The organism is Sphingopyxis sp. NFH-91 (assembly GCF_021401285.1).
GTDB classification, from domain to species: domain Bacteria; phylum Pseudomonadota; class Alphaproteobacteria; order Sphingomonadales; family Sphingomonadaceae; genus Sphingopyxis; species Sphingopyxis terrae_A.
This window is the reverse complement of sequence record NZ_JACBGA010000001.1, coordinates 939,758-957,003: the sequence shown is the minus strand read 5'-3', so window position 1 is coordinate 957,003 and position 17,246 is coordinate 939,758. Positions and strand designations below refer to the sequence as shown.

14 protein-coding genes and 4 pseudogenes are annotated in these 17,246 nt (G+C 59.1%); 9 read left to right on the top strand and 9 right to left on the bottom strand.

Annotation, left to right across the window (positions count from 1 at the left end; all coding sequences use genetic code 11):
• Nucleotides 1-90 precede the first annotated feature (90 nt).
• From L0963_RS04730 to L0963_RS04700, 6 genes and pseudogenes are all read left to right on the top strand, one after another.
• A pseudogene (locus L0963_RS04730) lies at nt 91-777 on the top strand (DDE-type integrase/transposase/recombinase); the annotation flags it as partial.
• 86 nt (nt 778-863) lie between these two features.
• Nucleotides 864-1,307: an IS66-like element accessory protein TnpA gene (gene tnpA / locus L0963_RS04725; protein ID WP_052208271.1), complete on the top strand. Its 444-nt coding sequence runs from the start codon at nt 864-866 to the stop codon at nt 1,305-1,307.
• Nucleotides 1,304-1,660, top strand: coding sequence for an IS66 family insertion sequence element accessory protein TnpB (tnpB, locus tag L0963_RS04720; protein WP_039575394.1), 357 nt, complete (start codon nt 1,304-1,306; stop codon nt 1,658-1,660). Before tnpA ends, tnpB begins: the two co-directional genes overlap by 4 nt.
• 31 nt (nt 1,661-1,691) lie before the next feature.
• Nucleotides 1,692-3,209 carry an IS66 family transposase gene (gene tnpC, locus L0963_RS04715; protein WP_217372522.1) on the top strand — a complete coding sequence of 506 codons (1,518 nt, stop codon included), beginning with the start codon at nt 1,692-1,694 and terminating at the stop codon, nt 3,207-3,209.
• A gap of 12 nt (nt 3,210-3,221) precedes the next feature.
• Nucleotides 3,222-3,494: pseudogene (locus L0963_RS04710) on the top strand (integrase core domain-containing protein); the annotation flags it as partial.
• Nucleotides 3,495-3,563: 69 nt separating this feature from the next.
• Nucleotides 3,564-4,345, top strand: a pseudogene (locus L0963_RS04700) (IS5 family transposase).
• Between the two features lie 18 nt (nt 4,346-4,363).
• Here L0963_RS04700 and L0963_RS04695 read toward each other — a convergent pair.
• The 7 genes from L0963_RS04695 to L0963_RS04665 all read right to left on the bottom strand — a co-directional run bounded on the left by L0963_RS04695 (nt 4,364) and on the right by L0963_RS04665 (nt 12,266).
• Complete coding sequence (locus L0963_RS04695; RefSeq protein ID WP_081997347.1) at nt 4,364-4,975, bottom strand: ABC-type transport auxiliary lipoprotein family protein; 612 nt, start codon at nt 4,973-4,975, stop codon at nt 4,364-4,366.
• Nucleotides 4,972-5,880 (bottom strand): MlaD family protein, encoded by a 909-nt coding sequence (locus L0963_RS04690; RefSeq protein ID WP_054588698.1) that lies wholly within the window; start codon nt 5,878-5,880, stop codon nt 4,972-4,974. The genes L0963_RS04695 and L0963_RS04690 overlap by 4 nt, the downstream gene beginning before the upstream one ends.
• Nucleotides 5,880-6,647 carry an ABC transporter ATP-binding protein gene (locus L0963_RS04685; protein WP_136173726.1) on the bottom strand — a complete coding sequence of 256 codons (768 nt, stop codon included), beginning with the start codon at nt 6,645-6,647 and terminating at the stop codon, nt 5,880-5,882. The genes L0963_RS04690 and L0963_RS04685 overlap by 1 nt, the downstream gene beginning before the upstream one ends.
• Nucleotides 6,644-7,858, bottom strand: coding sequence for an MlaE family ABC transporter permease (locus L0963_RS04680; RefSeq protein WP_136173725.1), 1,215 nt, complete (start codon nt 7,856-7,858; stop codon nt 6,644-6,646). The genes L0963_RS04685 and L0963_RS04680 overlap by 4 nt, the downstream gene beginning before the upstream one ends.
• Nucleotides 7,859-8,099: 241 nt before the next feature.
• Nucleotides 8,100-9,563, bottom strand: a complete 1,464-nt coding sequence (locus tag L0963_RS04675) for an efflux transporter outer membrane subunit (protein ID WP_039575413.1) — start codon at nt 9,561-9,563, stop codon at nt 8,100-8,102.
• A gap of 7 nt (nt 9,564-9,570) precedes the next feature.
• Nucleotides 9,571-11,142, bottom strand: coding sequence for an MDR family MFS transporter (locus L0963_RS04670; RefSeq protein ID WP_095385529.1), 1,572 nt, complete (start codon nt 11,140-11,142; stop codon nt 9,571-9,573).
• Entirely contained in the window at nt 11,139-12,266 is a 1,128-nt protein-coding gene (locus tag L0963_RS04665) for an HlyD family secretion protein (protein WP_054590305.1), read from the bottom strand. The genes L0963_RS04670 and L0963_RS04665 overlap by 4 nt, the downstream gene beginning before the upstream one ends.
• A gap of 131 nt (nt 12,267-12,397) precedes the next feature.
• Here L0963_RS04665 and L0963_RS04660 point away from each other — a divergent pair, with 131 nt between their 5' ends.
• The 3 genes from L0963_RS04660 to L0963_RS04650 all read left to right on the top strand — a co-directional run bounded on the left by L0963_RS04660 (nt 12,398) and on the right by L0963_RS04650 (nt 15,316).
• Nucleotides 12,398-12,886 carry a MarR family winged helix-turn-helix transcriptional regulator gene (locus L0963_RS04660; protein WP_052208277.1) on the top strand — a complete coding sequence of 163 codons (489 nt, stop codon included), beginning with the start codon at nt 12,398-12,400 and terminating at the stop codon, nt 12,884-12,886.
• Nucleotides 12,887-12,891: 5 nt separating this feature from the next.
• Entirely contained in the window at nt 12,892-14,481 is a 1,590-nt protein-coding gene (locus L0963_RS04655) for an ABC1 kinase family protein (RefSeq protein ID WP_039575416.1), read from the top strand.
• A gap of 64 nt (nt 14,482-14,545) precedes the next feature.
• Complete coding sequence (locus L0963_RS04650; RefSeq protein ID WP_054590306.1) at nt 14,546-15,316, top strand: NUDIX hydrolase; 771 nt, start codon at nt 14,546-14,548, stop codon at nt 15,314-15,316.
• Between the two features lie 115 nt (nt 15,317-15,431).
• Here the strand turns inward: L0963_RS04650 and L0963_RS04645 are convergent.
• A pseudogene (locus L0963_RS04645) lies at nt 15,432-16,039 on the bottom strand (IS5 family transposase); the annotation flags it as partial.
• Nucleotides 15,964-17,076: a hypothetical protein gene (locus L0963_RS04640; protein ID WP_215350569.1), complete on the bottom strand. Its 1,113-nt coding sequence runs from the start codon at nt 17,074-17,076 to the stop codon at nt 15,964-15,966. The pseudogene L0963_RS04645 and the gene L0963_RS04640, both read right to left, overlap by 76 nt.
• Nucleotides 17,077-17,246 lie beyond the last annotated feature (170 nt).

The following is a 17,246-nucleotide window of genomic DNA, read 5'->3' as shown; positions in this document are numbered from 1 at the left end:
CTTCATCTCGGGCTGGGCAGTTGTCACGACTAGGTGTTTAGTCCCAGCATGTGATGGTGTAAGCTTGTCATCGTCACAGCGGGAGGGATTATGGGCCAGCTTCTACACGGCAGCGCCAAGACCACGCACGCCGTTCGAGCGGAGCTACAGCGATCGCAAGCTCCGGTCGCGCAGCTCGCGAAGCGGTACGGGATCAACGAGAAGACGGTGATCAAGTGGCGCAGCCGGCCGTCGGTCGAGGACATGCCGGTGGGGCCGAAGGAACGGCGCAGCACCGTGCTGTCGCCGATGGAAGAAGCCGCGATCGTGGCGCTCAGGGTGCAGGCCCGGCTGCCGCTCGATGACGTCTTCATCGCGTTGAAGGACGTGATCCCGAACCTGACGCGCTCGTCGCTTCACCGCTGCCTGCAGCGGCACGGGATCAGCCGATTGCCGAAGGCGGATCGCGAGAAGCCGAAGAAGTTCAAGAAGTACGAGATCGGCTATTTCCACATCGATATCGCCGAACTGCGCTACGAAGGCGGCAAAGGATTCCTCTATGTCGCGGTGGACCGCACCTCGAAGCTGGTGTTCGCCCGCATCTATCGACGGGCGACCAAGCTCGCCGCGGCAGCCTTCCTGCGCGTGCTGATCAAGACGGTTCCCTACAGGATCCACACCATCCTGACCGACAACGGCGTGCAGTTCGTGCAGCGTGACCAGGGCGGCACACTGGGATGGATCGGCCATATCTTCGGCCGTGTCTGCGAGCAGAACGGCATCGAGCATCGCCTCACCGTAACCGGTGTTTCCCTGCCACCTTGCGGGAGTGAAGCGTGGCGTCGATTTTCGCTAGCCCGATCAGGCTGGAGGATGCTGATGCTATGATGATGACATGTGATGATGCTGGCACCAGCGTGGTTCGGCGTTTTGAGGTTTTCACAGGTGCGGGCCAGCGTCGGGAGTGGTCGCCTGAGGTAAAGGCGTCGATCGTCGCGGAGAGCTATTCGGGTCAGGAGACGGCCTGCGCGGTGGCGCGCCGTCATGGGCTTGCTCCGTCGCAACTATTCGCTTGGCGCCGGGATCTGCGCAAGAAGCTGGAGGACCAAGGGCTGACGCTTCCAGCGACGCCTGCGTTCGTGCCGGCGGTGATCGAACCGCTCCCTTCGGGTGATCCAGCCCCTGTCGCCAGGCGCGGCCGTCGCCGTCGGCGTCCCACAGTCAGTGCTGTCGAGCTGGAGATTGACGGCGTGGCGGTGAAGATCGGACGCGGGGCCGATGCGGCTGTGATCGCAGCGGTGATTGAAGCACTCAAGGCAACGCGATGATCGGACCTGGCGCTGGCGCGCGCGTGATGGTGGCGACGCGTCCGGTGGATTTTCGCAAGGGACCTGACGCCCTGGCCGCGCTGGTCGGCGCCGAGTATGGCGGCGACCCATATTCAGGCGTGATCTACGTGTTCCGGGCAAAGCGTGCTGACCGGATCAAGCTGGTCTGGTGGGACGGCACTGGCCTGTGCCTGATGGCCAAGAAGCTGGAGTCCGGCGGCTTCCGGTGGCCGGGCATCCAGGACGGCGTGATGCGTGTGACCTCAGCGCAACTCGGCGCGCTTCTGGAGGGTCTGGATTGGCGCCGGGTGCATGGCGGGCGCCGCCCGCAGGCCCCGCAGATTGCCTGTTGACGGGGCGTTCCCAGACTGATTCACTGCTCCCATGCTCATGGAAGCGGACCTGCCGGACGATGTTGACGCGTTACGCGCGCTCGTCCTCGAACAGGCCCGCAAGCTCGAGAGTGCCGACGCGGAAGCCGAACGCCTGAGGGCGATCATCGAGGCTTTTCGGCGTCATCGGTTCGGCCGCCGTTCCGAGCAGCTCGATCAGGATCAGTTGCAGCTGGGCCTTGAGGATGCCGAGACGGCGCTCGCGGAAGCCGAGGCCGCCAGCGAAGCGAAGGCCGGACGGCCTCGCAGTGATCCTGTGCGCAAGACCAACCGCGGTTCGCTGCCCGCGCATCTCGAGCGGATCGAACAGATCGTTGACGTCGAGAGCAATGCTTGCCCCTGCTGCGGCGGCGCCCTCCACCAGGTCGGCGAGGATGTCGCCGAGCGCCTCGATGTGGTGCCGACCACCTTCCGCGTCGTGGTCACCCGGCGGCCGCGTTATGGCTGCCGTTCGTGCGAGAGCGCGATCGTGCAGCCGCCGGCGCCGGCGCGGATCATTGAGGGCGGCATTCCGACCGAGGCACTGATCGCCCAGGTGCTGGTATCCAAGTATGCCGATCACCTGCCGCTTTACCGGCAGGCCCAGATATACGCCCGGCAGGGCATCCGGCTCGACCGATCCACTTTGGCCGACTGGGTCGGGCGAGCGGCCTGGTATCTGCGCCCCTTGCGTGACCACATTCTCGACGAGCTACGACGATCCGAGCGGCTGTTCGCCGACGAGACGACCGCCCCGGTGCTCGATCCCGGACGCGGGCGGACCAAGACCGGCCAGCTCTGGGCCTATGCCCGCGACGACCGACCATGGGGCGGCTGCGATCCGCCGATCGTCGCCTATGTCTATGCGCCAGATCGCAAGGCCGAGCGTCCCCAGTTCCATCTTGGTGATTTTGCGGGCATCCTACAGGTCGATGGCTATGGCGGCTACGCCGCGCTCCCCCGGCGGCGCCAGCAGATCAGGCTCGCTTTCTGCTGGGCGCATGTGCGTCGCAAATTCTACGAACTGGCTGATACATCCCCGGTCGCTACCGAGGTGCTGCGCCGCATCGCCTTGCTTTACGCCATCGAGGACGATGTGCGCGGCCTCTCGGCCGAGCAGCGTCGTGCCGCTCGGGCCGGACGCAGCCGCGTCATCATCGACGATCTTCACCAATATCTTGCCGCCCGTGGCCGCCAGGTCAGCGCCAAGAGCAAGCTCGGCGAAGCGATCCGCTACGCACTCACCCGCTGGGACGGCCTCTCACGCTTCATCGATGACGGTCGCATCGACCTCGACTCCAATACCGTCGAACGATCGATCAGGCCGCTGGCTCGCAATCGCAAAAATGCCCTGTTTGCCGGTTCCGACGAGGGCGGCGACAACTGGGCGGTGATCGCCACGCTCATCGAATGTTGCAAGCTCAGCACCATCAACCCCCACCAATGGCTGACCGAAACCCTCACCAGCCTCGCCAACGGTGATCCCGCCAACAGCGTCGGTGATCTCATGCCATGGACCGTCGTAGCCTGAAAACACCGGTTACGCCTCACCAAACCCTATCACCCATGGACCAACGGTCAGGCCGAAAGGATGGTGCGCACCATCAAGGAGGCCACCGTCAAATCTTTCCATTACACGTCGATCAACGAGCTGCGCCGCCATGTCCGCGACTGGTTGGTCGCTTACAACTTTGCCAAGCAGTTGAAGGCACTGCGCTTCAAGACACCCTATGAGGCCATCGAAGAACTCTGGAAATCCAAGCCGGATATCTTCAATATGGAGCCACACCATCACATGCTGGGACTAAACACCTAGGCCGTGTTGACAAAAGGGATTCCCAAATCCTCCTCCTTCTGATTCAAGACTGCTTTTTGAGGATCAGTCATGGGTCGCGGGGATTTGTCGGATGCGGAGTGGGACCTGATTGGGCCGCTGCTGCCGCCTGAACGTGGTCGCTGGGCGCGGCCGTCGGGCGATAATCGTCGCTTTCTCAACGGCATGCTTCACGTGCTGCGGGTCGGCTGCCCTTGGCGCGACATGCACGAGCGCTACGGCAAGTGGAACTCGGTCTATGTCCGCTTCCGGCGCTGGGCCGAACAGGGTGTCTGGGATGCCCTGCTGCAAACGCTGGTCGATCTGGGTCTGACCGACGACTGGCAACATATGATCGACAGCACCAGCGTTCGCGGCCATGTTTCGGCAGCGGGCGGAAAAGGGGGGCTTGTGCGAACGCTCTTGGTCGATCACGCGGCGGCTTTACGAGCAAAATCCACGCCCGCTGCGACAATCAAGGACTGCCTGTCGGCTTCATCCTGACCGGCGGCGAGGCTTCTGATTACACCGCTGCCGAACCGCTGATGGCGATCCCCGTCGCCACACCCAAGGCGCTGCTCGCGGACAAGGGCTATGATGGTGATCGCTTCCGGGAAAGCCTGCTGACCCGGGGCATCCTGCCGATCATCCCGCCCCGCTCGAACCGCAAGGTGCCAGAGCATCCCGACTATCGCCGTTACAAGGACCGCAACCGCGTCGAGCGCATGTTCGGAAAGCTCAAACAGCAACGACGCATCGCCACTCGATATGACAAAACCCTTCTCTCGTTCGAGAGCTTCCTAAACCTCGCCGCCACGCGGCTATGGCTGAAGTCTTTTGTCAACGCGGCCTAAGTTTCCATTGGCTACCCGCTAATTGATCACCGCAGCCGTCCAACTCGCGATTTTGTCGGCCATTTCAAGGCTCGCGCGATCAAAGGCTTCGACGATACTCGAAACACTGTTTGCGCTTGCTGTCCTATCAAGGACGATGCGCGTGACTGCCAGTGGTTCCGATTCTTTGGATCGGCTTAGTTCCACTTGCGCGGCGATGCGAATGATCGGGGCCGCGTCGGGCCCCTGCTCGTAATAGGCTGCAAAAGAAGAAAGCCGTGCGGATAGGACGTAATGATCGGAAGCCACGCTCTGGACAGGGATATATGCGTGATCGATTTTGCGCGCTACGCTTCCGGCAATAGCCTCGCGGATCATCTCGGGCGCAGGCCTCATCCACCGTGCTTTGGCCAGATACGTGACTTCGCGATTCTCGATCGTGAGGATCCTGTCTCCATCGGCCCCAGGCGGAAGCGTCGGTCGCGTAATATACACCGGAATCCACTGTCGTGCAATTTCACGCTCCGGTACGGGCGTGCTGCTGATCCGGTACAACGTCGATTTGCCGCCAGTTCCCAGAATATTCCCGCAACCAGAAAGGCAAATTAGCGCGCCCGTCAGCAAAAACATTCTTGCAGAGATCGTTTTCATTGGGGGAGCTTCCTTTCACGAGGGGTCCGTCGTAGCTGGCCGGCGAGCTGCTCGATTTCCTGCGCCGCGCTATCGAGCGATTTCAAAGTTGCAGCAATCCCGGAGCCGTCGGGCGCCGCCAATCCACTCGCGGCGTCATCAAGCCTGTGAATGACCACCCTCGCCTCGGCGATCCCCTCTCGAAGATCTCGAGCAGCTGCCGAGACATCGGCAAACGTCTTGCGACCGTCGCCATCGATCGCCGTGCGCGCCGATGCGGCCGCGGCCTCGATATCGGCCGCCGCCCGGTCCAGGCGTGCAAACGCTTGTTCAGCCTTGCTGAACATTCCGCGACTAGATCGCAATTCCGCCGTGGTAGCTCTTACATCCGCAATAGCAGCCGAAACATTTTCGATATTCTCGTCGGACAAGGTCCGGTTGACCCTTTCCAGGGCCTGCGAAGCGTCCGCCAACAATGCGCCACCTCCATCCATCAGGGATTGTAGCGAACTTTTTTCCGCCTTAATCACTGGGAGCGTTTCCTTGGAAACCTCCTTCAACAACGGCTTAGAGGGCGTCCCCGCACTGATCTGGATGTAGCTTCCGCCGGTTATGCCTTGCGACTCCGTCGCGGCGGTAGAATCGACGCGCACAGGCGTATCCTCGCGCAGGCGCACCCCTGCAAGCACCCTGTTTGGATTTCTGGGATCAAGACTAATACGCGTGATTTCTCCCACCGGAATTCCGTTGAACTGCACCTCGCCTCCCTCGCTAAGACCGCGGACGGGACCATCGAAAATGATCCGATACTCGTCGAAATTACGGGCGAATTGGGATTGACCGAGCCAGAGGATGAAGCCGAAAGCCGCCGCTAGCAGAGCCAGCGTCAGGCCCCCAATCAGACCGTAGTTCGCGTCGCGTTCCATTAACGGTTCCTTTCCTTGACGCGCTCCGCCCGCCCTCCCAAAAACGCCCTGATCCAAGGATGGTCAGACCTCTCAAGTTCCGCGATTGGCGAAACCTCGACAATTTTCTGATCCGCAACCACGGCCACGCGGTCGCTGATGGAATACAGGCTGTCGAGATCATGGGTCACCATCACGACAGTAAGCCCCAGCGTGTCGCTCAGCGTCCGTATCAGCTGGTCAAATTCGGCGGCGGCGATCGGGTCGAGGCCCGAAGTGGGTTCGTCAAGGAACAGCAATTCTGGATCGAGCGCCAAGGCCCTCGCTACGCTTACACGTTTTCGCATTCCGCCTGAAAGTTCAGCGGGCATTTGCCGGCCCACCTCGGCATCGAGTCCGACAAGGCCGATTTTCATCAGAGCCACGGCCTCGAGCCACGGCTCTCTAAGACGGGTATGTTCGATGAGAGGAGCCTCGACATTTTCTTGCACACTAAGAGAAGAAAAAAGCGCGCCATTTTGAAACATGACGCCAATTCGGTGATCAATTTCCGTACGATCAAAGCGACTCCCAATTTTTTTCTGAAAGATTTCGATTGTCCCATGGCTAGGCGCAATCAGGCCCAAAATGGTGTTCATCAGGACGGATTTTCCACTACCGGACCCTCCGACGACACCAAGAATCTCGCCACGATGGACTTCTAGGTTCAAATCCTGGTGGATAATGTGATCGCCAAATCGGGTTTTAAGATTCTCCACCCGAATAACGATGTCCGGATCGCAAATCATATTTCGAGCACGTTGAAGAGAATTGCAAAGGCGGCATCCAGAAGGATGATTGCGAATAGCGCTTGGACAACGGCGACGGTCACCCGCCCGCCCAGATCCTCAACATCTCCGCGTACCGAAAGGCCGTGGCGACATCCGGCAAGCGCAATCACAATGGCCAGCACCGGTACTTTTGCCATTCCAACCCAGAAGTGTCGGATATCGACCGCAGCTGAGAGTCGTTCGGCGAAATATGTCGGGCTCACGTCGAGTATGCCCCAGCTGACGACAAGCCCGCCGGCCAAACCAGCCAGCATGGCAACAATCGCCAGGAGGGGCATAATTACAAGCAATGCCAATACGCGTGGCACAACCAGCGCGTCGAACAGGTCGATGCCCATCACCTTCATTGCCTGCGTCTCTTGATTCATTCGCATTGCGCCGATCTGGGCCGCGAAAGTGGAAGCGGACCGACCGGCAAGTAGTATCGCGGGAATGAGGACGCCGAACTCGCGGAGGACGGATATGCCAACCAGTTCGACGACCAGTTCCGATGCACCCAATGTCTTGAGCAGATCGCTTCCTATGAGAGCCACCACTGCGCCGATAAAGAATGTCATGATCGCTATGAGTGGCAGCGCATCGAAGCCGACCTTCTGAATTGACGACGCCAGTGCGATCAATCGCATCCTTTTGGGATGTGCAAGAGATTTCATGAGCGCCACCTCAAGTTGGCCGAGAAATCGAGCGCTTGCGCCGATTTCCTGGACAGCTCGATAAACTTTTTGGCCAAGACGCACGTGAAATGGGGGAGTTTTGATTGGCGGGACATCGCGGTCGGCCATGGCCGAGCCCACCAGCGCGAACAGATCAGCAAGATTGGCGGGCAGGTCTGCGGTAAATGCCGCATTGGGTGCGAGAGTCAGGATGGCGAGCGCGCCTGCGCTGTCTATCCTTCCCAGGTTTCCGAAGTCGCTTGAGAAGGAGAGGTTCGAGGGACTCAGAACATGCCCGGAAAGGCCTGCGATCGACATCGCTGTCCAGTCACCTTCAACGACCAACGTTGAAATGCCATCTCCTTCGCGAACGAAGATGTTCGGTGCTGTGCGCGCATTCATCGCAGCAAGTCTCCAACCGGTGTCGGGAGAGCGGATCGCCCGTGGCAACTCCCTCTCCCATAACCCGTCATCGAGCGGATCATGCCAGCAAGCGGGACCACTGACCCCACACATTTAACCATGCCGATCCACACATCGCGCCTTGCCGCAATGACATTATGTAAACGTCACCGTAGCGTTATATCAGGTCGCTTGCAAGGAGTATGCTGCGCACAAATCGGCCGACAGATCGTTTGAATAAGCACAGGATACTCTTGCTAAGGTTAGATAAAATTGTCAGTTGAAATCCCTATGAGATTCTTTCTGAACCGATATCGCACCTTAGAGTTCATATTAACGACACTCGTAGGTGACATTAAATCTTTGCTTGCACTTGCCATCCCAGGCCGAGTGATTTTTGCAGGGCGATCCATGACAGCGTGAGCGCCGCCTTTCCCCGGACGAGGTCGGTTGCCGCCTGCTGCTGTTTGCGAAGCGTGCGATTTAGGTCGGCGCGCGAGATCACTCCGCCGGCAAATCGTTGTCGATCAAGATCGGCTGCGCCATCTGCCTGGGACTTGATCTGCGCGAACGCCACCAGGGCAGAGCGCTGCTGGCTAAAGCGCGACAACGCGCGCTCGGCGTCCTGAAGTGCAGAAAGCACCGTCTTTCGATAGTTGGCAACTGCCTCGGCACGGACGGCGCTCGCCTGATCGACCGAGGCATCGACCCTTCCGAAATCGAGGAAGTTCCACTGCAGCTGTGGAATGGCGAGAATTGACGGATTGCTCACATCAAAGAGATCGTCTGGCGACGTTCCGCCAAGTCCCAAGATTCCCATGAATGACAGCTTCGGAAATCGTGCAGCCTCCGCAACACCGATCCGAGCCGTTGCTGCCGCCAGGCTGCGTTCGGCCGCGCGGATGTCGGGCCGACGTGCGACAAGGTTGGAGGGGTCGCCCACGGCGACCTGTTCCGGCGGGAGGGGAACATCGAAGATCTGTTTCAGCGCTTCGTCCGTTGTCCCTGGGATCTGTCCAGCTAGAATGGCAAGCGCATCGAGCAATACCGCCGTGTCAGCTTCGGCCTCGGCGAGCTGAGACTTGAGCAGCTCGAGCTCGGCATTTGCATTGCCGAGAGGGAACAGGGGCAACACGCCTTGCTGATACCGTTGATAGGTTAGCGAGAGGGTTTGCTGCTGCAACTCGCACTCGGTTCGGTACGCTTTGGCTCGAAACTGGGCCTCGCGCAGGTTGACATAGGCATTGGCAACTTCGGCGGTCAGCTGGACCTTGGCATCCTCCACATTGGCAACCGCTGCCGCGGCCTGAGCGTTGCCGGCCTCGATCCGTCGCTGCGTTCCTCCTGCGAAATCCAGCTCCCAGTTAGCGTTGAGCCCGAGATTGTAGACACTGAGGCTATCATCCGCCTGTCCCTGCGGACTAACAGGCGCGCTCGCCGAAGGCGGGGCACTGTTCTGAATATCAAGGCCCGGCAAGCGGCCCTGAATAGCCGTCGCCTGGGTTCCAAGCGTCGGAAATCTTCCGGCCTTCTCCTGTCTCACGGATGCCCGCGCCTGCGCAATCCGCGCTTGCGCAGCCTGAAGCGAAGGATTGTCCGATAACGCAGCCTCGATAAGCCTGGTCAATTCCGGATCGTTCAAAAGGAGCCACCACTCTGCCAGCTCGGGCTCGGTATCGATGATGTTACCGCCGGCACGGACAAAGCCGTCATTTCGGTTCGCCGAGAATACTTCTGGAGGCCCGGCGTAGTCTGGGCCCGCAACACAACCGGCCAGCAGAAACGAGGCGAGAAGCGATATTACAGATTTTCTTATCATGTCAGGCTCAGTGCATCGAAAGGGAAACATTCTTGGGAAGCGGCTTCAAAAAGATGACCAAAGGAACGGTCATCAAGGTCAGGACGCCCATCACCAAGAATACATCATTGTAGGTCATTACGAACGCGTCCCGCTGGATGGTCCGGCCTAGCATCGACATGGCACCCTCCATCCCGCCGAAGCTTTTCGCGAGTTCATCAAGATAAATCTGGAGTGAAGCACTGTTGGCATTCAGCGTCTCTTCCATGCGCCGGCTATGGTGCCAGATCCGCTGGTCCTGAAACGAAGCCAGTCCGGCCAAAGCGAAAGATCCTCCGAGATTTCGAGCGGCGTTAAAAATACCGGAGGCATCGCCAGCATCTGTCTTTGCCACCGAGGCTACGGTAGCCTGGTTCAGGAACATCATGGCCAGAATCATGCCAACACCCCGAATAAGCTGGCTTTCGATGAATACGGCGCCCCCAGATTCCGCGGTGAGGCTTATGCTGACGAAACAGCTGGCCGCCATCAGAAGCATTCCGACACCGACGGCAATGCGAATGTGGAGTCTGCGGATCATGAAGGGCAGGATCGGCATAAGCACAAAAGCCGGAATACCCATCCAAAATATAACGAGCCCGGTTTGAAAAGCGTTATAATCGGATATGATCGCAAGAAATTGGGGAATGACGTAGGTCGAACCATACATGACCATTCCCAGGGCGAGAGCCATCACCGCAACGCTTCCGAATTGGCGATTGAGAAGGAGGCGGAGTTTCAGGACGGGCTTCGACGCGTTCAGCTGCCCGTATATGAGTGAAGCGAAACCGATAACGGCAATGAGTGCCAGCCAGCGAATAAGAGCGGATTCAAACCATTCCTCGCGATGCCCCTCCTCAAGCAACACAGTCAAAGCGCCCAACCCCAGAATCAGGCCGGCAATGCCCGCCCAATCAGCATCGGTCAGATACTCCCACTTCGGCTCTTCGTGAGGAAGCCCGACGAATAGCAGCAGCAGCAGTACGGCGCAGATTGGAACATTGACAAAGAAGGCATAGTGCCAGCTCAAATTTTCGGTCAGCCAGCCACCGATCAGCGGCCCCATGACCGGACCCAGAATCACTGTCATGCCGAACAGCGCCATGCCGATCGGCTGTTGATGGGGCGGCAATCTTTTCGCCACGATGGTCATCGCAGTTGGTATCAGCGCACCACCCATGAAACCCTGACCCGTGCGACCGATGATCATGGTCGTGAGGTCGGTCGCCATACCGCAAAGAATTGAGAAGCCGGTGAACGCGGAAACCGCAATGATGAGCAGGTTTCGCAGTCCAAAAAGGCGTTCAAGCCAGGCGCTAAGCGGAATTACCACAATTTCGGCAACGAGAAATGCGGTGGCAATCCAAGTGCCCTCGGTGCCGCTGGCTCCGATTTCGCCCTGGATCACCGGAAGCGCGGAATTGACGATAGAGATATCGAGTGTTGCGAGCATGGCGCCAAGTGCACCCGCTGCGACCGCTATCCACGCGGTGATATCGGCATTCCGCCTTTCTGCAGTCGGAGTACCAGAGGCGCTGTTCGATGCCAACTCGGCGGTCATTTGTCGGTACTCGAGATCTCTTTCAGCTCTCCGGCAGCGTTTCGCGTGTCGACAACTGCCACAACCGACATGCCCGGGACGAGCAGACGACGCACTTTGGGCGAGGCTATTATCGCGATACGAACCGTTATCCGCTGAACAATCTTGGTGAAATTCCCTGTGGCGTTTTCGGGCGGCAGGATCGAAAATTCTGCTCCGGTTCCGGGCGAGATGCTCTCAACGCGTCCAGCAATCTCAAAGTCGGGAAGAGCATCGACCTCGAGCCTGACCGGTTGCCCCGCCCGCAAAAGGCCGACCTGCGTCTCCTTGAAATTAGCGATGACGTAGATTTCGTTTACCGGAACCACCGTCATCAATCGCTGACCGGGCTGAACGAATTGGCCGACCCTTACTGTTAGATCGCCAACGCGACCTCCCTTGCTGGCTCGCAGCAGAGTCGATGTGACATCTAGGTCGGCCGCTTCCAGCTGCGCGCGGGCCGCGTCAGCTTGGGCTTCGGTCTGGTCGATCTGTTTGAACAAGGTGGCCCTCCGACCGTTGGCAGCAGAGACTGCTGCCTGGGCAGCAACAAAGTCGGCGTGCGCTTGCTGCGCCTGTGTCTCATATTGTTGAAGCTTTTCTCGCGGCTCCGCACCGGTCGCGGCAAGGGGGCGATACCTCGCTACCTGCTCATTGGCGAGGTCGAGCGCCGCGCGCTTGGCGGCGAGTTGGGCCCGCGCCTGCCGAATCGCTGAGTCCTGTTCGGTTACTTGCGAGCGGATTGTGTCGGCGCCGGCCAGCGTCGCCGCAATTTGCGCACGCGCCTGTTGCGCCTGGGCTCTATAATCTCGCACATCCAGTTGCACGAGCGCCTCGCCGGGACTGACCCGCCCGTTCTCAGAGACGAGCACCGCGTCCACGTATCCGGCCACTTTTGATGAAACCACAACGCTGTCGGCCGCGACATAGGCGTTGTCGGTCGACTGCATGTACTGCCCATAGGTGACATGCCTGTAATACCACCAACCACCTGCAATCAGCGCAGCAGTGATGGCTATGATGAGGATGAGGCGAAATTTGGGTTGCGATTTCAGGCTGGATGCGGGCGCGCGATCCTGTTCCCGCTCATTTGGTTCGTCGGTCATCTGCCTCTTTCGAAGGATTTTGGACATGTGCTAAGTCGCTTCATGGCGTGGCGTAGACCGTTCCATCCGGTTAGTAAAATCGTTTAGTAATTTGCGTTTTGGCATTCCCACGAAACGGACTAGGCAGCGGTATGAACGCAAATCTCGACACAATGCCGCCACGGCTTCGCGAAGGCGCCCTCACCGACGACGACCGTATGCTATATTTGATGGACGAGATTAGTCGGGGGGCGAGGCGCGCTTATGACGCACGGATTGCCAAGATTGGCCTCAATCAGACGCAGTGGCGCATCATCGGACAACTTCTCCGCGAACCATCGTTGACGCAGGCCGGAATTGCCAAGCGACTAGAGTTGGAATCCGCCACGATCGGTCAAGCCGTCGCTGGCCTTTGTGGGAAAGGATTGATGGAAAGGCGACGAGCCAAAACGGACGGCCGGGCATGGCAGCTCATCCTGACCCAGGAGCTCGACAGGTTGTTGCCCCAACTGAGAGAATCCGCGGACGGGCTGCATAGGGTCCTATGGCGGAACGCCACGCGCGACGAAAAACGGACGTTGCTGGACATTCTTGTGCGGATTGCGTCGAATCTCGATCAGAGCCGGACCGATGCGGAATAGGACATATGCCTGGGTTCCGAGATAAACCGATAGGAGACATCGCACGCGCCGCCGAGATAGGACAGATTCTTGTCCGGCACGGCGCCAAAAGCCTGGCGGGCGCTCTCGGAGTCATTCCGCATCCGGCCAAGTCAATCGATCCAGGTGAATTGCGGCCGGCGGCGGTCGTCGCACTCCTGCGCGACATTGGTCCGGTCGGAATAAAGCTTGGACAGCTGCTGGCGACGCGCAGCGATCTGTTTTCCAGGTCCTGGATTGCTGCCTTCGCGACGCTCCACGATCAGGTTTCTCCGGTGCCATTCGAAGAAATCGAGCCCATCCTTGCCGCAAGCTGGGGAGCTGACTGGCGAGGGGAATTCACCCAATTCGATGAACAACCACTGGCTTCGGCTTCGGTAGCGCAGACCTACTCTGCTTCGCTGCTCGACGGCGCCGACGTTATCATAAAGGTGCGGCGTCCGGGCACTGCTGCGCGAATGGAGGCCGATGTGCGGCTCCTGACGCGCCTCGCCGCCGTTGCCGAGGATCGATCCCCTGAAATCGCCCGCTATCGCCCCGTAGAGTTCCTGCGAACCTTTGGCAGAAATCTTGCCTGGGAAATGGATCTGGCAGCAGAAGCTCGTGCATGCGAGCGTATCGGTGGCTATCTTGATACGCTTGGGATCAAGACTCCAACAATTCATTGGGAACTGACGGGGATACGGGTCAACGTCCAGGAGCGGCTGTATGGAACGCCCGCGTCTGCGATCGAGGCCGAATCGACCGACCCACGCGTGGCGGCGTTCGCGAGACAATATGCGAATGCAGTCCTGCGCATGATCATTCTGAATGGCGAATTTCATGGCGATCCGCATCCAGGCAATGTTTTCCTTATCGGGGAACAGGATGTGGGCTTTATCGACTTCGGATCGGTCGGCACTCTCACAAAGGCGAGGCGCGAGGAACTGGTACGACTTGTCATGGCTATAGCCGACGAAGACACAGCAGACGTCGCGAACGTGTTGCTCGAATGGGCTGGAGATCCGAAAGTTGACCGTGATGGGCTCACCCAGAATTTGGACCAGCTGATCGGTGAGTTCAGGGGAACGGTCCTTTCGGGGATTGAGTTCTCGCATATTTTCAGCCGCGTGTTCGATCTCCTGCGAGACTATCAGCTCGCACTTCCGCCTGATCTGGCGATCCTTCTTCGAACATTGCTCACGGCGGAAGGGTTTGCGCGTTCCTTTGCGCCTGACTATAATATCGGGGAGGAAACACGCCCCATCATGTTGGAGCTGTTCGCAGAAAGATTCTCCCTTGGCAGGAATCGCGCCAATTTAAAAAAAGTTCGCCGACAACTCCTCGCCCTAGCGGCGATCATGCCTGACCTTCTCGATAACGCCGCCGCTATAGCCAAGTCCGGGCATGTGCCTGTCCAGATTGATCCGGCAAGTTTTGAGAAGCTCGCAGCCATTCGCCGCGCGAGCCAGCCTGTCAAAGGTCCTGTGGCGGCCGCACTTATCGTCTCCGCGGCGCTGCTTGCGAATCAATCCTGGGTGCTTGCAAGTGTTGCAGTGGCTCTTGCCGGGTTGGTTCTTCTGCGCAAATGGCGATAAGATCGTTGCTCAGCTTGAACGGGCCAGCGTCCAATATCAGGCCAACTGAGAACTGGAGTTTATGATGACACTGCAGAAGCCAGTCGATCCGGTCCCCGCAGCCACCATGCTGTTGCTTCGCGACGAGCCGGAGTTCCAGGTGCTGATGGTCAAGCGGCATCACCAGATCGATTTTGCATCCGGCGCGCTGGTCTTTCCCGGTGGAAAGCCTTCTGCTGCCGATGAAGCGCCTGAATGGGCCGATTATTGCAGGGGCTGGAAAACGCTAGATCCTACGCAGCGCACCCTTCGGATTGCCGCGATTCGTGAAGCCTTTGAGGAAGCAGGCATCCTGCTGGCCGATCATCGCGACGGTAGCGAGTTCGAGGATATTTGCGATCTTGAAAGCCGCAAAGCCGTCGAGCGAGGCGAGCGCGAATTTTTCGACATTGTGCGCGAGGCCGATGTGCAACTGCGCCTTGATCGCCTGAGCGAGTTCGCGCGGTGGATCACGCCCAGCTTTATGCAAAAGCGCTTCGACACTCATTTCTTCGTCGTTCGCGCCCCAGAGCGCCAGATCGCAGCATGTGATGGATATGAAACCGTTGATGCGGAATGGCTTTCGCCAAGCAAAGCCCTGAAACTGGGTGTCAGCGGTGAACGAACGATCATCTTTCCCACGCGATTGAACCTGCAACTGCTAGCCGAAGCTGCGAGCGCAGACGATTGCGTCGCGCGGGCCAAGGCTCGCGAAATCGTGCCGGTCCTTCCAGAAGTCATCCAGCGAGACGGCAAGAACATCCTCACTATCCCCGCCGACGTGGGATACGGCACAGCCTTCGAAGTTATCAGCTGAGATAGAAGCAAGCAAGCGGGGGCAAACTCTTACGATCCGTAGCCGGGTAACTGGGGGAATGGCTTGTTTTATCCCAGTATTTCTTGTCGCATAGTCTAGGGTCAGGACTCATTGATCAGAGCCAGAAGATGACGGTTGCGGCGAGTGCGACGGCGGAGAAGAAGGCCTTCGGGCAGCGATCGTAGCGTGTTGCGACCCGCCTCCAGTCTTTGAGGCGGCCGAACATGATCTCGATGCGGTTACGGCGTTTGTAGCGGCGTTTGTCGTACTTTACGGTCGTGTTCCGGATTTTTCAGCCCGGGATGCAGGGCGTGATACCCTTCTCCTGCAGGGCGTCGCGGAACCAGTCGGCATCATAGCCTCGGTCGGCCAGCATCCATTGCGCGTTGGGCAGACTGTCGAGCAAAGCGGCCGCGCCAGTGTAGTCGCTGACCGGTCCGGCGGTCAGGAAGAAGCTGATTGGACGACCATTCGCATCACTCACGGCATGAAGCTTGGTGTTCATGCCGCCTTTCGTCCGGCCGATCAGGCGTCCTGGACCCCCTTTTTTACCCGCAGGCTCGACGCCGTGCGGTGCGCTTTAAGATAGGTCGCGTCGATCATGATCGTCTTGCGCTCGGGAGCCTGAGGTGTCGCCAGGCCTTCCATCATGCGGATGAAGATGCCTTTGTCGCTCCACCGCTTCCAGCGATTGTAGAGCGTCTTCGCCGGGCCGTATTTCCGCCTTCACAATAGAGACTGAGGGCTTCGATGTTGGGCGATGCCGCGGCGCTCACATAAGCCATGGGCGCGCGACCTTGCACCGGTACAACTTCCCAGGGTGTACCGGGAAGCGGCACTGCCGTTTCGGGCGGGCTTTTGTCCAACAGCGTCTTGATTTCCGGCGCAATCGGCAGCCTAACGCCCGAAGCAGACGGATAAACTGTTAGCTTGCCGCGCTCCCAAAGGCCCACCTGCACCGCACGGCGCGCCGGGTCTATTATTATATAGGCCTGCTCCACACCGCCCTGATGCTGCGCATTGCCGGAAAGATAGTAATAGTTCCCAGCCCGCTGCAATGGCGAGACGGCTGAGAGATTGGTCCGCAGCGCAGCCATCTTCGGCCCCATCCGGGCCTTCAATGCCGCAGCCAAGGTACCCTTATCGAACAGGTCGATATTGTCCTTGGCGTAGCTTCCCGGATATTTGCCGACGAGGCTGGCGAGATTGGTCCATTCCGCTGGAATGCCTTGCACGGCCACCGCCGGCTCAGGCCGTGGCGGCAGTGGCGTGCCAGCAAGAGCGCTGCCCTGGCAGAGCGTGAACGGGCCGCCACCCGTGAAGGCCGCATGGAAAGAAGCCGGGCGTTGGCCGCGCGGCAGATCGGATTCAAAGCGGATGACACCGCGCTTCTCGTCGTCGTTCACATACATGAGAACCCGACCAAAATCATTGCTGCTAACTGGAAAGGGAAAAAATACTGCCATGATGCCGTCATAGCTCTGGCCCATGAAGGTGAGAGCATATTCCACCCGAGGGGGCTTTATTTCCCGACCATTGGCGCGGAACGTCATGCCCTTTTCATCGATGGTTACGCGCGGTTCCTTTGAGCAGTCGCCGCGCGGGGCGTAGCTGCCAAAGATATGGTCGACGCCCTGATCCTTGAAGCTGGATAGTGGTAGCGCCTGCGCACTTGCGGCAGCAATCGTGGCAATCGCACAAGCGGCAAGACCTACACCCGAAAGGCGGATTGTGGACGGCATGTGAAATGGCAATGTCATGTCGAATCCCCATCGAAGTGGTGACGGTTTTCGCGCGCACATGGCTCAGTCACGAGGTAAATTGGTGCGCCGGTCGCCTTGATCCTATTTGGCCAACAGGATAGCTGACTTAAGGGATGGTTTGGTTCTGGTCATGGATGCCCCCACGTGAAAGCCCTGCCCGGCAGGGA

Bases quoted from the DNA above. Each gene is read 5' to 3' on its own strand.
- tnpA (WP_052208271.1), top strand. From the start codon at position 864: ATGATGATGACATGTGATGATGCTGGCACCAGCGTGGTTCGGCGTTTT.
- tnpB (WP_039575394.1), top strand. From the start codon at position 1,304: ATGATCGGACCTGGCGCTGGCGCGCGCGTGATGGTGGCGACGCGTCCG.
- tnpC (WP_217372522.1), top strand. From the start codon at position 1,692: ATGCTCATGGAAGCGGACCTGCCGGACGATGTTGACGCGTTACGCGCG.
- L0963_RS04695 (WP_081997347.1), bottom strand. From the start codon at position 4,975: ATGAAAACGATCTCTGCAAGAATGTTTTTGCTGACGGGCGCGCTAATT.
- L0963_RS04690 (WP_054588698.1), bottom strand. From the start codon at position 5,880: ATGGAACGCGACGCGAACTACGGTCTGATTGGGGGCCTGACGCTGGCT.
- L0963_RS04685 (WP_136173726.1), bottom strand. From the start codon at position 6,647: ATGATTTGCGATCCGGACATCGTTATTCGGGTGGAGAATCTTAAAACC.
- L0963_RS04680 (WP_136173725.1), bottom strand. From the start codon at position 7,858: ATGTGTGGGGTCAGTGGTCCCGCTTGCTGGCATGATCCGCTCGATGAC.
- L0963_RS04675 (WP_039575413.1), bottom strand. From the start codon at position 9,563: ATGATAAGAAAATCTGTAATATCGCTTCTCGCCTCGTTTCTGCTGGCC.
- L0963_RS04670 (WP_095385529.1), bottom strand. From the start codon at position 11,142: ATGACCGCCGAGTTGGCATCGAACAGCGCCTCTGGTACTCCGACTGCA.
- L0963_RS04665 (WP_054590305.1), bottom strand. From the start codon at position 12,266: ATGACCGACGAACCAAATGAGCGGGAACAGGATCGCGCGCCCGCATCC.
- L0963_RS04660 (WP_052208277.1), top strand. From the start codon at position 12,398: ATGAACGCAAATCTCGACACAATGCCGCCACGGCTTCGCGAAGGCGCC.
- L0963_RS04655 (WP_039575416.1), top strand. From the start codon at position 12,892: ATGCCTGGGTTCCGAGATAAACCGATAGGAGACATCGCACGCGCCGCC.
- L0963_RS04650 (WP_054590306.1), top strand. From the start codon at position 14,546: ATGACACTGCAGAAGCCAGTCGATCCGGTCCCCGCAGCCACCATGCTG.
- L0963_RS04640 (WP_215350569.1), bottom strand. From the start codon at position 17,076: ATGACATTGCCATTTCACATGCCGTCCACAATCCGCCTTTCGGGTGTA.